The organism is Candidatus Planktophila dulcis (assembly GCF_002288225.1).
Taxonomy (GTDB): Bacteria; Actinomycetota; Actinomycetes; order Nanopelagicales; family Nanopelagicaceae; genus Planktophila; species Planktophila dulcis.
Map to the genome: position 1 here is coordinate 954841 of NZ_CP016777.1, position 12779 is coordinate 967619.

17 protein-coding genes and 1 tRNA gene are annotated in these 12779 nt (G+C 48.3%); 5 read left to right on the top strand and 13 right to left on the bottom strand.

The window, feature by feature from the left end:
• Positions 1-4: 4 nt before the first annotated feature.
• Genes A1sIIA65_RS04860 through A1sIIA65_RS04870 form a run of 3 tightly spaced genes read right to left on the bottom strand, consistent with a single transcriptional unit; the run spans position 5 to position 3106 of the window.
• Positions 5-1189 carry a class I SAM-dependent methyltransferase gene (locus A1sIIA65_RS04860; protein WP_223298511.1) on the bottom strand — a complete coding sequence of 395 codons (1185 nt, stop codon included), beginning with the start codon at positions 1187-1189 and terminating at the stop codon, positions 5-7.
• A gap of 10 nt (positions 1190-1199) precedes the next feature.
• Entirely contained in the window at positions 1200-2423 is a 1224-nt protein-coding gene (locus A1sIIA65_RS04865) for a sensor histidine kinase (RefSeq protein WP_095676440.1), read from the bottom strand.
• Positions 2420-3106, bottom strand: a complete 687-nt coding sequence (locus tag A1sIIA65_RS04870) for a response regulator transcription factor (protein WP_095676862.1) — start codon at positions 3104-3106, stop codon at positions 2420-2422. Before A1sIIA65_RS04870 ends, A1sIIA65_RS04865 begins: the two co-directional genes overlap by 4 nt.
• Before the next feature lie 112 nt (positions 3107-3218).
• Between A1sIIA65_RS04870 and A1sIIA65_RS04875 the strand changes: the two genes are divergently transcribed.
• Positions 3219-3683: a hypothetical protein gene (locus A1sIIA65_RS04875; protein WP_095676441.1), complete on the top strand. Its 465-nt coding sequence runs from the start codon at positions 3219-3221 to the stop codon at positions 3681-3683.
• Here the strand turns inward: A1sIIA65_RS04875 and hpf are convergent, their stop codons facing one another.
• The 5 genes from hpf to A1sIIA65_RS04895 are packed head-to-tail and all read right to left on the bottom strand — an operon-like array spanning position 3684 to position 6900.
• Positions 3684-4031, bottom strand: a complete 348-nt coding sequence (gene hpf, locus A1sIIA65_RS04880) for a ribosome hibernation-promoting factor, HPF/YfiA family (protein WP_095676442.1) — start codon at positions 4029-4031, stop codon at positions 3684-3686.
• A gap of 51 nt (positions 4032-4082) precedes the next feature.
• Positions 4083-4466: a hypothetical protein gene (locus A1sIIA65_RS04885; protein WP_095676443.1), complete on the bottom strand. Its 384-nt coding sequence runs from the start codon at positions 4464-4466 to the stop codon at positions 4083-4085.
• Positions 4467-4613 (bottom strand): hypothetical protein, encoded by a 147-nt coding sequence (locus A1sIIA65_RS07020; RefSeq protein WP_190277103.1) that lies wholly within the window; start codon positions 4611-4613, stop codon positions 4467-4469. It lies immediately after the preceding gene.
• A 39-nt stretch (positions 4614-4652) separates the two neighbouring features.
• Entirely contained in the window at positions 4653-5720 is a 1068-nt protein-coding gene (locus tag A1sIIA65_RS04890; RefSeq protein WP_095676444.1) for a trans-sulfuration enzyme family protein, read from the bottom strand.
• 16 nt (positions 5721-5736) lie between these two features.
• A complete protein-coding gene (locus tag A1sIIA65_RS04895) occupies positions 5737-6900 on the bottom strand; it encodes a MalY/PatB family protein (protein WP_095676445.1) in 1164 nt (387 codons plus the stop codon).
• 34 nt (positions 6901-6934) lie between these two features.
• Here A1sIIA65_RS04895 and A1sIIA65_RS04900 point away from each other — a divergent pair, with 34 nt between their 5' ends.
• Entirely contained in the window at positions 6935-7567 is a 633-nt protein-coding gene (locus tag A1sIIA65_RS04900) for a DNA-3-methyladenine glycosylase family protein (protein WP_223298027.1), read from the top strand.
• On the opposite strand, the gene msrA is transcribed toward A1sIIA65_RS04900, so the two are convergent.
• The gene (gene msrA / locus A1sIIA65_RS04905; RefSeq protein ID WP_095676446.1) at positions 7560-8087 is read right to left on the bottom strand and encodes a peptide-methionine (S)-S-oxide reductase MsrA; all 528 of its coding nucleotides are present in this window, start codon (positions 8085-8087) and stop codon (positions 7560-7562) included. The two genes, A1sIIA65_RS04900 and msrA, sit on opposite strands and share 8 nt — an antisense overlap.
• Before the next feature lie 27 nt (positions 8088-8114).
• Between msrA and A1sIIA65_RS04910 the strand changes: the two genes are divergently transcribed.
• Positions 8115-8186: transfer RNA gene (locus tag A1sIIA65_RS04910), tRNA-Arg, on the top strand.
• Between the two features lie 135 nt (positions 8187-8321).
• Complete coding sequence (locus tag A1sIIA65_RS04915) at positions 8322-8588, top strand: WhiB family transcriptional regulator (RefSeq protein ID WP_095676447.1); 267 nt, start codon at positions 8322-8324, stop codon at positions 8586-8588.
• 4 nt (positions 8589-8592) lie between these two features.
• Here the strand turns inward: A1sIIA65_RS04915 and A1sIIA65_RS04920 are convergent, their stop codons facing one another.
• Genes A1sIIA65_RS04920 through A1sIIA65_RS04935 form a run of 4 tightly spaced genes read right to left on the bottom strand, consistent with a single transcriptional unit; the run spans position 8593 to position 12151 of the window.
• Positions 8593-10065, bottom strand: coding sequence for a sensor histidine kinase (locus A1sIIA65_RS04920; RefSeq protein WP_095676448.1), 1473 nt, complete (start codon positions 10063-10065; stop codon positions 8593-8595).
• 2 nt (positions 10066-10067) lie between these two features.
• Positions 10068-10457 carry a DUF6912 family protein gene (locus tag A1sIIA65_RS04925; protein ID WP_095676449.1) on the bottom strand — a complete coding sequence of 130 codons (390 nt, stop codon included), beginning with the start codon at positions 10455-10457 and terminating at the stop codon, positions 10068-10070.
• A 19-nt stretch (positions 10458-10476) separates the two neighbouring features.
• On the bottom strand, positions 10477-11562 hold the full coding sequence (locus A1sIIA65_RS04930) for a CpaE/TadZ family protein (RefSeq protein ID WP_095676450.1): 1086 nt from the start codon (positions 11560-11562) through the stop codon (positions 10477-10479).
• Positions 11555-12151 carry an SAF domain-containing protein gene (locus A1sIIA65_RS04935; protein WP_095676451.1) on the bottom strand — a complete coding sequence of 199 codons (597 nt, stop codon included), beginning with the start codon at positions 12149-12151 and terminating at the stop codon, positions 11555-11557. Before A1sIIA65_RS04935 ends, A1sIIA65_RS04930 begins: the two co-directional genes overlap by 8 nt.
• A 123-nt stretch (positions 12152-12274) precedes the next feature.
• Here A1sIIA65_RS04935 and A1sIIA65_RS04940 point away from each other — a divergent pair, with 123 nt between their 5' ends.
• Entirely contained in the window at positions 12275-12778 is a 504-nt protein-coding gene (locus A1sIIA65_RS04940) for an Rv3235 family protein (protein WP_095676452.1), read from the top strand.
• The last annotated feature ends 1 nt before the right edge of the window (position 12779 follow it).

Consider the following 12779-nt stretch of genomic DNA (forward strand, 5'->3'; position numbering starts at 1 on the left):
CAGTCTAACGGTTCAGCAGTGTTGCAAGTGCTGGTTTAACTTTCCAGAGAGTGAGCATCTGCTCATATTTAGCCTCATCGCCAGCATCAGCAAGTGCCCCCGTCTTCACCGCTCGGATCATGAGGTTGCGTGGTGTGTGCTCTCCCCCAACAAATTCAATTGCTTCCACGCGATATCCGCGCAGCTTCATTATCTGCATGCGAAGGGCATCGGTCAGAAGATCACCAAGGCGCTCTTTCATAATCCCGTTGCGAGTCAGTAGTGACCATGGCTCAGGAATCTCATTCATCTGTGCCTGAATATCATGGTGACAACACGGTGCAATCAGCGCAAGCTTTACATCAGCGTTAACGCTCCAGGCGATTGCATCATCGGTTGCTGTGTCGCAGGCATGCAGTGCAATAGAGATATCAGCGCTACCCAGAGTCGTATCTGCAATCTCCTCGGCCCTAAATTCAATGGTCTTATCAATTCCTAATTGGCGAGCAATCTCATTGTTGCGATCACGAGCTGCGCCTCTCACATCAATTCCGATTACTTTGACTGCAACACCTTGAGCACGCAGATATTGGTGGGCTGCAAAGGTGAGATAGGCATGGCCGCAACCAAGGTCGACGATGGTCAGCGGATTACTCTCTGAAGGCTGATGAATATGACCTGCTGAGATTGCAGATGTCAGAGTTGGCATGAGAAGTCGTAAGAACTCCTCCACCTGCTTGTATTTATCCACTTTGCTCGGCTTCACATGCCCCTTTGCATCTGAAATGCCAACTGCAATCAGGAATGGGTCTGCTGCATCAAGTAATCGAGATTTGGTGCGATCATGAGAGAGATCTTGCTCGCGCACTCCACTCTCGCGATGCACAAGCGCTTCACCTTTCTTGGTGATGCGAAGAGCAAGGGAACCTTGGATATGTTCAAGAAGAACATTGGCATAACCTGCGCGTAGTAACTGCCCAAAAGGTGCTTCACTTGGCGCATAATTCTTTGAAGTCATCTGACGGCCATCGCTATGGCTTACCTGGATGGCAAGTCCATCTTTAAGAGCAACAGGGCGGATATCTATGCGTTCATTCGGTGTCTGCATATTGCGGCGGCGACCTGACAAAACAACTCGCACTAAAGAATCTGTTTTGGCAAAGAGTGTTTCAAATTCAGCAAATGTTGCTTCAAGGCTTTGATCGCTCACACGTGCGAGTTTAGTCTCTCACCTGCGGTAATTCGACCACGATTGCAAGGCCGCCTAGCGCGCTCTTGCGTAATGAGAATCTGCCACCAAGCTTTTGAATCACTGCAGACATGATGCTCATGCCTAAGCCTGAACCACCATTTTCACGTGAGCGAGACTTATCGAAGCGATTGAGTGAACGAATATCCTCACGATAGGCGCTCTCTGGTAGTCCCCCTCCAGCATCTTCAATGATGAGTTCAACATTCTTACCACGCGATACCAATGAGATATTCACGGCCACGTTGCTATCGGTATGGCGGATGATATTGGTGAGTGCATTTTGAATAAAGCGAGCCATGTAGTCACGGGATGCTTCAACAGTAATTGATTGCGCAATAGCAAGAGTCACATTCCGTGATGGGTTGAGCGTTATGAAGTCCGTGCCATGGGCGGTCAAAACTTCACTCAAATCAATATTTTCAATATCTCGCACGCCGCTCTCACCGAGTTCGGCAAGGAGTAAGAGATCTTGCACTAAGGATTCCATCCGTTGAATCTCTGTTCCCACTCGATCAAATGCTCGTTTCTTATCTGCATCTTCTTTCAGTTGGTTCTTGCTGAGCATTTCAACATAACCCTTAATGACGGTCAGTGGTGTGCGCAGCTCATGTGAGGCATCGCCTAAGAACTCTTGCATGCGTGCAAGGGATGCGCTCTCATAGCCTCGATTTGTGCGGCGGAAGTAGAAGAAGAGAAGAAGTGCTGCAAGAGAGTCGATAGCAAAGGTAAATCCAGCTAATGATTGAAAATTGGAGCGGAAATTTGCATCAATCTCATCGGTAGAGCGTGCAACGAGTACGTAATCACCGCCTTCCACTAGTACTGCACGGAATCGATAGGGCGCGCCATCTCGAATCTGAACTGGGCGAGTTGTTGCTAATTCAACGGTAGGAAAATCTGGCGCACCTCTATAGCGAAGGGATGATTCATGGACAATTGTCTCCTGCCCCTCATGGGTTAAGAAGATCAGAGAAATATCCAAACTAGATTGCTCGATGGCAAAGAGTGCAGCCCCCACAGGTTGCTGGGGATTTTCAAATGCACTTCGAACTACAAACTCCAGTGATTGATCGACCTTATTGATCTCAGCCCCTTGCGAGTGAAGTACCGAGAAGCCACCAACGCCCATGGTAATTCCGGTCAATAAGAAAACGGTTGCAACTGTGGTGCGGGTAAAGGCTGAGAACTTCACTTCTTCTCCGCTTGAAGCTGAAACCCGACTCCTCTTACTGTGCGAATTCCCTCAAAACCATCACGATGGAGCTTTTTGCGAAGATAGGAAATATAGGTATCAACAACTGTACTTTCGGATTCAAAGGTAATTCCCCATACCTCATCCAGGAGATAGGTCTTGCTTAAAACCCTGCCTTTGCTCTCAAGCAGAACGTGGAGCAGGCGAAATTCTGTAGGAGAGAGATCAACAACGTCATCGTTAAATCGCACTTGATGTGAATCACTATCAAGTGAAATCGGACCACAACTGAGACTTGTAGGAGTCTCAACGCTAAATTGGGAACGTCGCAAGATTGCTTTGATGCGAAGGACTAACTCTTCAAGTCCAAAAGGCTTGGTGACATAATCATCGGCGCCCAAGGTAAGACCTCGAGTGATATCTGCACGATCTCCGCGTGCGCTAAGCATCAGCGCTGGTGTGTTATCCCCATTGCTTCGAATGCGTTCAATAAATTCAAAGCCATCCATCATCGGCATATTGATATCGACAATCAGTAAATCGGGTTTCGTATCTCTGAGTAAAGTCTGAGCAATCATCGCATCTGATGCCGTGATGGTCTCAAAGCCGGCAAGCTTGAGGGCATCGCCCAGTAAATCACGGACTCCTGCCTCGTCATCGATCACCATGATTAATTGGCTCATGGCTATACCTTGCCATGCGTAGCGCTGCTTTGCTACCAATTCAAGGCTATGCACACGTAGTCAAAAGGACTTTCACAGAATATTCACACCTCAGAGGAATTACTATTACATCATGTCAAACAACCGTAGATATGCACTTATTGCACTCTCGGCTGCGCTCATCTCATCCAGCTGTGTATCAGCCTTTGCAGCTCCTACTCCATCAGCATCACCTTCAGCATCGACATCTATTGATACTTTTAAAGTGGCACAAGAGCAATATAGGAAAGATCGCGATGCATACATGTTTGCTCTGCAAGAACGCGAAATGAAGATTCGTTCTATTAATGCAACTTTTAAGAACGCTATCGATAAATCTGCTGCCGATGCTAAGAGTGCGATGTTGCTAGCGACTACTCCTGATCAGAAGAATGCAATTACTTCGGCCAGACGAACTGCAGTGGCATCTGCGATTATTTCTCGCGAGAGTGCGATTGAAGCACTGGGGCCACTTCCCTCGCCGCCAGTGCAACCACAACGACCAGCGAAGATGTCTCCTCAAGGAATGAGTGAGCAGAAGGAAAAGAAGAAGCGATAGCTACTCGCTTACATCCACCTTCATGGTGCGCACAGTCTGACGGTTGTGGCTCTTCTCTCGCTCATGAATTTTTCTAATCTGTAGCTCAATACTCTTAATCGCATCATCAAAGGCTGCAACATCGTTAAATCCTGTTGCTTCAGCGCGCAAGAGTGGGCCAGATCCGTGAGATGTGATTACCACTTTGTGGGATTGCTTTCCTTGTCGAGGATTTGCCTCATGAGTTACTTCAACTTCAATCCGGTCAATGACAACGTTAAAACGTTCCATCGATTGAAGTTTCTCTTCAGCAATTGCTTTAAAGTCACTTGCGAGTTCTGCATGGCGGGTATGAATAATTATTTTCACAATGCCAACAATGTCACTGAAGGGGTGAAAATGTAAGGGGGGTGTGGAGAACTAAGCGAGCGGGAGAAGATAGACGATTAAGGTAAGAATGGCTGCAAGACCTATGCACTGAACCAGAATTGAGGCCGCAGTCTTACGATCTGCAGCTAGCGCTGCTTTATCGCCAACTCGTGAGACTTTACCGAGACGACCAAAGTTAAAAGTGCCCATAAACCCATAGGCTAAACAGAATTTCTTACGCGATTGAATAAATCCCACAGAGAAAACTAAGAGTGGAAGAAAGATTCCCAGTCGAACACTGGGTGAGGCACTTGTCGATATAAATCCAGCCAGTGCGCTGACGCTCAAGAAGAGCCCAATGAGAGCCACCACTTGTCGCTGGCGAACTTCACTCTTTCCAATGTTGCATGAACCTGCGATGTATTGATCGCTCATTTATGCATCTTCAAATTCGTCTTCATCAATCCAAGCATCGGTTGCGGTGTCATCTTGTTTCTCAACCCATGAGAGAAATGTTCCCACTGCTCGAAAGGCGAGAATGCCAACAGTGACTGCAGCAATGACTCGTCGAAGGGCTTTCATGAGGATAAAAATACTCCCCTTTAGCGCACTGCGCTCGTTTTAAGCCTTAGTCAGGGCGGTGTCGATATCTGCCCAGAGATCATCAACGTGCTCGCAACCAACAGAGAGACGGATGAGATTTTCAGGAATGTTTTCACTTTCCAGCGGCCAACGGCGGCGGCGCTCCCATGTGCTCTCTACTCCCCCGAGGCTTGTTGCATTAGTAACCAATGACGCGCTATCGCAGACTCGCTCTGCAGTTGCTGCATCCCCTGTAATTTCAAAGGAGACGATCGCACCAAATCCTGGGTAGCGCACATTCGTGACCGCTTTATGGCCAGCTAACTTCTTAGCAAGGGCTGCTGCGCTCTCCTGCGCCTTGGCAAAGCGAAGTGGGAATGTGCGAATTCCGCGGAGTGCAAGCCATGATTCAAAGGGGCCAGCGATAGAGCCGTAGGAAACGCGTGCATCCTGCAGGCGTGCATGAAGAGCTGGGTCTTTCATTGAGAGCGAACCAAGGATGACATCGCTATGTCCTGCTAAATACTTCGTTACCGAGTGCATCACGATATCTGCGCCAAATGTCAACGGCTTCTGATTGAGCGGTGTTGCAAAAGTGTTATCAAAGCCAACGCCCATATTGCGCTTCTTTGCTTCGCCAATAATGACGCCTACTTCAGCTACTCCAAGGCCTGGGTTTGTTGGTGATTCCACCCATAAGAAAGCTGCTCCTTGTAGTTGTGAAATAACTTCCTTGGTATCAGTGATATCAACAAAGCGAACCTCTAGGCGTCCTTCTGTGTGATATCTCTTGAGCAGCGACATCGTTCCGCTATATCCCTGATCGGATGCAACAATCGGTGCACCATGTGGCAATAATGAAAATGCTGCAGTGATGGCAGCCATTCCTGATGAGAAGACAAGTGTGGACGTTGCCTCTTCCAGCGCGCTGATTGCTTCCTCTAGTGGCTGCCAGGTTTCATTACCTGTGCGCCCGTAGTTGATAGGGCCGTTTGCAACAAAGGTTGAGTTCAATGAGATAGGACTGTTGATACCAACACCTGCAGCGTGGGCTGGGCGCCCTGAAGAGATTGCAAGGGTATCGGGATGAAGGTTCTCAGAACTCATTGGGTAAGAGTAATCGTTAGTGCAGAACTGTGGCGAGGCGATTAAACGCCTCTTCAAGAATTTCTGGGCTTGTTGCAAAATTGAGGCGAACAAATTGGGCAGATTGTGCACCAAAGCGATGTCCTGGAACTAATGCCACCTTTGCCTTCTCAACAAGGACAGCTGATGGGTCCGCACCGAGATTAAAACTGGTCAGATCCAGCCACGCTAAATATGAGCAATGGGGAATGAGATAGCCAACACCTGGAGTCTTTGCCGCAATCAGATCTGCGATGAGATTTCGATTGTGGTCAATCTGCACCATCAGAGAATCTAGCCATGGCTCGCCCTTCTCAAATGCTGTCACTGTGGCAAAAGCGCCAAGTAGTGATGCCCGGTAGTGAGTAGCAGAGGCAATTGCATTCATCGTCTCGTGAACTTTTTCATTCTCTGTCACGATGATGGCGCATTTAAGCCCTGCAATATTCCAACCTTTACTTGCAGCCGTGATGGTGATTCCAACCTCACGAGCAGTGTTGGAGACTGTAAGAAAGGGAGTGAAAGTCTGCTCTGAATACATCAAAGGCGCATGTATCTCATCGCTAAGAACATAGACATTGTGCTTCTTTGCAAGCTCTGCAATACGTGAGAGTTCTTCGCGCGTATAGACCCGACCTAATGGATTGTGAGGGTTACAAATCAGATGAGCTTTAATGCCTGATGCGTACGCCTTTTCAATGCCCTCCCAATCAAGAATCCAATTGCTGCCGTTGACTTGCTGCTCAGATTGCGTCAGTGGAACATCTACATGTTCTAGATGGGTTTCAGCGCTCCATGTCCAAAAATTTGGATAGACAGGTGAGTTGATAAGAATCTTGTCACCAGGTTGTGTAATGACTCGAAGTACTTCAACAACTCCAACTCCCACATCAGCTGCAATGCGCACCTGAAGTGGATCGACTTTCCATCCCCAGCGTCGCTCGGCAAATCCAGCAAAAGAAGTTCCCATCTCTGGAATCAAGCCTAGATAACCTAAATCTGAGTGATCGATCATCTCTCGCAGTGTTTGGCGAATCGGCTCTGCTACAGGGAAATCCATTTCAGCAACAGGAAGTGGAAGAACATCTTTAGGAAAGGCTCTCCACTTTTCACTGCGATGCGTCTGTAATTCACCGAGATCCAGTGCCCGCAACTCGCTCATGGACTTAGTATGTCACTGTCAATACGCTATATCTATGACTAGCGAGATGACTATCTCTCAAGCGCAGATGAAGAAGATAGCTAAGGAGTTATCAACGCGCGATAAACGACTTGCACGGGTCATCGATGCTCACCCTTTATGCACCATCGGCCGTAATCCAAAGCCCGTTACTCACTTTGAGGCTCTCGTGGAATCTGTCATCTCGCAGCAATTGGCTGTTAAGGCTGCAGACACTATCTATGGGCGGGTTAAGGATTTAACTAAGGGGCGCATGGTTCCAGGGCGCATTGCAGATATATCAGAGGCAGATATGCGCGCTGCTGGAGTATCTGGTGCAAAGTTTAAAACTATCCAAGGACTTGCAGATGCTGCTCTCTCAAAGAAGATAAAGATCAACACACTTCATGAAATAGATGATGACCAACTCATCTTTGATCAACTGACATCTCTATGGGGCATTGGGCCATGGACAGTTGATATGTTTATGATGTTTCAACTAGGTCGCCTTGATATCTGGCCCACGGGAGACCTCGGTGTGCGGCGCGGCTGGGAGAAGATCTATGCACTTAAAGATGAGATTGAACCAAAGGCGCTGGATAAGAAGGGTGAGAAGTTTCGCCCCTATCGAAGCGTCGTCGCCTGGTACTGCTGGCGAGCGCTTACTTAGCGAGAGCAGGAAATGCCACACCCGTTGAAGAGTGGCAGTCATATCCATTGGGATTTTTCTGCAAGTACTTCTGGTGATACTCCTCAGCGAGGTAATAAGGCACGCCGTCTGCACTCTTAATCTCAGTGACAATCGAATCAATGCCTTCACGAGTAAGCGCTGCTTGATAGACATCGCGAGTGACCTCAGCTTGTAGCTGCTGTGATTCAGAGGTTGTGAATATGGCGCTGCGATATTGAGTTCCAATATCTCCACCTTGGCGATTGAGTGAGGTTGGATCATGCATCACCCAGAACTCTTCAAGAAGTCTGCGATAGCTCACGCGGGTTGGATCAAAGGTAACTTCCACCATCTCTGCATGTCCTGTTACTCCGGTGCAGACTTGTTCATAGGAAGGGTTCTCTCGTACTCCACCCATATAACCAACGCTTGTGGCGATAACTCCATCGATATTCCAGAAACGTCGTTCTGCGCCCCAGAAGCATCCTGTTGCAAAATATGCATTCTCTGAACTGTTCATAGTCGGATAACCTACCCTTGTACCTGCGCCCCCGTAGCTCAGGGGATAGAGCACTGCCCTCCGGAGGCAGGTGCACAGGTTCGATTCCTGTCGGGGGCACGCGATATAAATCACCTCATATTACGAAATCTCTTTCCTTTCCCTGTTGTTTATATATCTAGCAACAGGGATAATTACTCTCTTGCGCAGATACTTTGACGCACATTCACCATCAGATTCGAAAGGGGTAGAGCCATGGATTGGAGACATCAGTCAGCCTGTCGTGATGAAGACCCCGAGCTCTTCTTCCCCGTAGGAAATACTGGCCCTGCCATCACCCAGATCGAAGAGGCGAAGAAGGTCTGCAATCGCTGCATCGTTAAAGATGCATGCCTAGCCTGGGCCCTTGAATCAGGACAGGATGCTGGAGTCTGGGGCGGTCTGTCAGAAGATGAACGTCGCGCACTCAAGCGCCGTGCTGCACGTAATCGTGCGCGTCTTGCCGATCACGCAAATAATTAATTACTTACACATTCGGAAAGAGTAATACCGCTCGCGTCTCTTTCTCATCCGTTACAAGTGAGAGCGTTCCGCGTAGTTCATTCTCAGTCAGTGTGCGCACAATCTGCAAACCTAAGTTCGGTGATGTTGCGATATCAAATCCTTCAGGAAATCCCACTCCATCATCGGAGATGGTGACTGATAACTCTGAAGCCACACTTGAGACATGAATACCCAGAGCAAGACCTTCTTGGGCTAATCCATGCTCAAGAGCGTTGTGAATAAGTTCGGTAATGACCAAGGCGAGCGGGGTTGCAATACGAGGCTCAAGGGATCCAAAGGACCCAGTGCGATCGATGCGTAGCTCATTCATGCGCGGGCTCAGTTCCAGCGCATGAGTCACAAGACTGTCAAGAACATCATCGAATGCAACAGATGAATCACGGCTGTTGGAAAGGGTTTCGTGCACGAGGGCAATTGATGCAATACGGCGCACTGCTTCATTGAGTGCTGCACTTGCACCAGGATCTTCAATGCGGCGTGCTTGCAGACGCAAGAGCGCTGAAACAGTTTGGAGATTGTTCTTCACGCGGTGGTGAATCTCGCGGATGGTGGCATCTTTTGTCACGAGCTCACGTTCACGGCGGCGTAGCTCTGTGACGTTATTAAGCATCACAATGGCACCGATGCGATCTCCTGATCGCATCAAAGGAAGCACAGTGAAATCAATCGTTCCGCCAACATTTTCAATCTCAACGCGCTTGAGCGCTTTACCTGTAAGCCCAAGTGCAATTGTCTCTTCATGTGCATCAGGGCGAACACGTGCAAGTGATTGCGCAACATCTCCTAGGACATGGCCTTCAACTTCACTTACCCACCCTAAACGACTAAATGCAGAGCGTGAATTAGGGCTTGCATAGGAGATAACTCCGTTGACATCAAGGCGAATGAGACCATCGCCAACGCGAGGCGCGGGATCAAAGAGTGAACCTGCATCAGGATATGGAAAAGTTCCTTCTGCAATCATGCGATAGAGATTATGTGCAATCTCGCGGTAATTAAGTTCAAGGCGGGAAGGTTGACGCATGAGCTCTGAATTTCGGTGGCGAGAGATCACGCCAATAACCTGGTCTCCAACCATCACCGGAATCGTCTCTTCTTTGACCATGAACTCACCCATGGCTTCTGGTTGAGTATCGCGCACAATTTCAGCACCAGAGAGTGCTTGATCGATATGAGGGCGTGCGCCATAAGAAATTTCATCACCGATGACATCATGTGGAAAGAGAGTTGCAGCTGTTGTGGGACGAATATGCGCAACAGCCACATATCCAGTGGGCCAACTCTTAAAGTCTTTTCGTAGTGGAACCCAGAGAATGAGATCTGCAAAGGAGAGATCTGAGAGCAGCTGCCAATCAGCAACTAATTCGCGAAGGCGGTGAATCTGATTGGGTGAGAGCGAGCTTCTTCCCTGCACATAATCTTCAATAGATGCCATCGCTACTTCAACCAACTCGCTAGATTGGCATCAATTTCTTGCGTTGCATACCAGGTCAGCTCTTCACCATCGCTGGATACTTCAAAGAGGCACTCAAGGCTCTCCCACTTCAAAGGTGATGAGAGTGAGATTGACATGTCATGGCTCTCTGAAATTGACTCTGCAGGAACTTCAAATGCAAGAACACATGCAGCACCCGATGTAGCCGTCTTCATCTCTAGCGCATCTTCTGCAGCAACCATAGAAAGTGTGTATTCAATCTCTTCATCATCAAGATCTTGGTGATCGACAATGAATTGAGATGTTGGGGCATAGACATCAGAGACATCAAAGAGACCCGATGCCATAAATTCGGCAACCTCTTGGGCTGTCATAGCCACATATCCACGCATGAGCTAAGCCTATAAGAAGTTATGAGATCAATTCACCTGCATATTCAGCAATGGTTTTACGCAGTAAAGCTCTCTCATTCGATTCACATAAGGAGGTGCGCTTATCTTGCGCACCTTGTGCGCTGCGTGGATCCCATGGATATTCCAACACACGCAATGGGCGAAGTGAAGTCACCACAGGTAGAAATGAATCCTGTCCAGATTTACTTCGTTTTGAAGCACCACGAAGGGCGTGAAGAAATGATAATCGTGGCTTGATGGAGTTCTGTGCAAGCTCTGCAACGAGTAGACGAAGTTGCTCAGTTCCAAGCAGATCAGTCTGTGCCATCACCCACATCTCATCTCCATGAGTAGTAGTCCACACGCACGCTTCCTCAGACCAGCGTCGTCCACTTAATGATGCAGAGAAATCTTTGAGAACCCCCAGATCTATCACGATGAAGTCGAATTCAGAGCGCGCATGATCAAGAGCTGCTATCTGTGTGTTGATCTCAGATTGCGTGATTTCAAGTGCCCAGAGATTATTGGAGATACTTCTGATCTCGGGCGATGAATTCAAGCCCCGCTCACCTAACTTCAGCGCAATTGCAGGTGAGTAACTATGAGCATCAACTAAAAGTACTTTCTTTCCTAGCTCTGCTAACTCAGCACCGAGATTGATTGCAAGGGTTGTGCACCCGAGTGAATGGGACGCTGCACATACTCCAATAATCTTTGAGCGAATCTTCTTCGAATGTGTGGGGCGAATAAGTGGTGAGCGCAGTGAGCCACGAATGATTCCAAGGAGTTCAAGGGGTGTTGTGGGCATCGCAATCGCTTCAGGAAACACTTCGTGAGCATCAATCGTTGCTGCAAAGAGAAAGTACTTCACACCACGGCGCTTGAGCACATCGAGACCTTCCACAGAGAATCCATCCACATCGGTGGAGATCAGAAGCAGTGAGCCACGTGCTTCAGTTCTCTCAATATGATCTAACAGTGATGAGAAATCCAGAGCCCTGCATGAAACGCTCCATCCTTGGCTAAAGAGAGTTCCTGCGATGAAACCTTCCGCCTCTGCGCTGCGAATTGCGGTTGCTACTGATTGCGTCTGCATCTCACCCATGTGCGCGCACGATGACCAATCTCCCACTTGTAGTTGCATTCAAGAGTTCAGAGATAGATTCACGATTAATTGAAACGGTTAGCGCAGCTTCTCCCCCAAAATTATTACCTTTGCGATCAAGGGCGCTCACAAAAACTCCACCCTGCACAAATTCAGGAGCAAGGGCTGCCTGGCCATTTTTTGCATCATGGAGTTGATAGATACTGACCATCTCTCCCACAGTGAGCCCTGCTGGGATATCTACAGATCTCACACTGATGGAAATTTGTCGATTGACCATGGCAGATGAGTCATCTGTGATCGAATTACCTCCCAGCAGCTCACCCGAAGATAAGGCTCTACGCGTTATCGACCCGATCGGGTTTAGCGCTGCTGGAAGGTAATTGCCCTCGGAACTACCTAGCACAACAGATTCCAGACCGAGATCGGCCGCCTCAATCTGTGTGCCGGCTGCAATTGGGCGCAGGACCACCCAATACTTTTCTTTTTGATTTGCCGCAACAGACATTGCAAAGGATGCAAGAAGAGTCGCTCCGCAGAGAGTTGTAGCAAGAATCAGTCGGGTATGTGAATTTCTTTTCTGGACCATGGGCGCAAGTTAGGAGTGTTGGTGTAATCCCACTTCACACTTCTACACACTCCCTCAAAAGTATGAGAGTAGATAGAACTATTCCTTGATGCTCTTCACATTCTCTGGTTACAGGATGCCTGCATGACAACATCCCATAAAACCACGATGCAATTGATTTCTAGCACTGAAGATCCAGCGCTGTGGAGCCATCCTGTCCTGGATCTCTTCGCTCCCCCAACACAAGTAAGAGTTGAACAGAGCACCAAGCTCTATCTCGTTCCCTCTACCTTTGGAGAAGAACTTGAGGCTGATGAAATGCCGCTACCTACTTCAGCCACGGCGCTTCCCGAACTTCATGCATGGACTATGAAATTTATCGTCAGCGTTGTTGAGGTATGGGCAGGACGTAGGCAACCAGCTCAACTAATCAGCTGGTGTCACAGAGTTATTTACATGGAGTTACTTCGTGCTTCAGGAAGTCAGAAAGAAATCGGAAAGATTAAGAGCATTCACCAATCCGAGCCACTGGATGGAATCTGTGAATCAACAGCCCTGATTCGATATGGCGAACGACTGCGCGCAGTTGTCATCCGCTTTGAAGGCGTAGATGGACGTTGGTTATGTACTGCGCTAAAAATGATTTAGA

Excerpts from the sequence above, each read along its gene's own strand:
- A1sIIA65_RS04870 (WP_095676862.1), bottom strand. The coding sequence starts at position 3,106 with ATGAGCCAATTAATCATGGTGATCGATGACGAGGCAGGAGTCCGTGAT.
- A1sIIA65_RS04875 (WP_095676441.1), top strand. The coding sequence starts at position 3,219 with ATGTCAAACAACCGTAGATATGCACTTATTGCACTCTCGGCTGCGCTC.
- A1sIIA65_RS04885 (WP_095676443.1), bottom strand. The coding sequence starts at position 4,466 with ATGAGCGATCAATACATCGCAGGTTCATGCAACATTGGAAAGAGTGAA.
- A1sIIA65_RS07020 (WP_190277103.1), bottom strand. The coding sequence starts at position 4,613 with ATGAAAGCCCTTCGACGAGTCATTGCTGCAGTCACTGTTGGCATTCTC.
- A1sIIA65_RS04890 (WP_095676444.1), bottom strand. The coding sequence starts at position 5,720 with ATGAGTTCTGAGAACCTTCATCCCGATACCCTTGCAATCTCTTCAGGG.
- A1sIIA65_RS04895 (WP_095676445.1), bottom strand. The coding sequence starts at position 6,900 with ATGAGCGAGTTGCGGGCACTGGATCTCGGTGAATTACAGACGCATCGC.
- A1sIIA65_RS04900 (WP_223298027.1), top strand. The coding sequence starts at position 6,935 with ATGACTAGCGAGATGACTATCTCTCAAGCGCAGATGAAGAAGATAGCT.
- msrA (WP_095676446.1), bottom strand. The coding sequence starts at position 8,087 with ATGAACAGTTCAGAGAATGCATATTTTGCAACAGGATGCTTCTGGGGC.
- A1sIIA65_RS04915 (WP_095676447.1), top strand. The coding sequence starts at position 8,322 with ATGGATTGGAGACATCAGTCAGCCTGTCGTGATGAAGACCCCGAGCTC.
- A1sIIA65_RS04920 (WP_095676448.1), bottom strand. The coding sequence starts at position 10,065 with ATGGCATCTATTGAAGATTATGTGCAGGGAAGAAGCTCGCTCTCACCC.
- A1sIIA65_RS04925 (WP_095676449.1), bottom strand. The coding sequence starts at position 10,457 with ATGCGTGGATATGTGGCTATGACAGCCCAAGAGGTTGCCGAATTTATG.
- A1sIIA65_RS04930 (WP_095676450.1), bottom strand. The coding sequence starts at position 11,562 with ATGGGTGAGATGCAGACGCAATCAGTAGCAACCGCAATTCGCAGCGCA.
- A1sIIA65_RS04935 (WP_095676451.1), bottom strand. The coding sequence starts at position 12,151 with ATGGTCCAGAAAAGAAATTCACATACCCGACTGATTCTTGCTACAACT.
- A1sIIA65_RS04940 (WP_095676452.1), top strand. The coding sequence starts at position 12,275 with ATGACAACATCCCATAAAACCACGATGCAATTGATTTCTAGCACTGAA.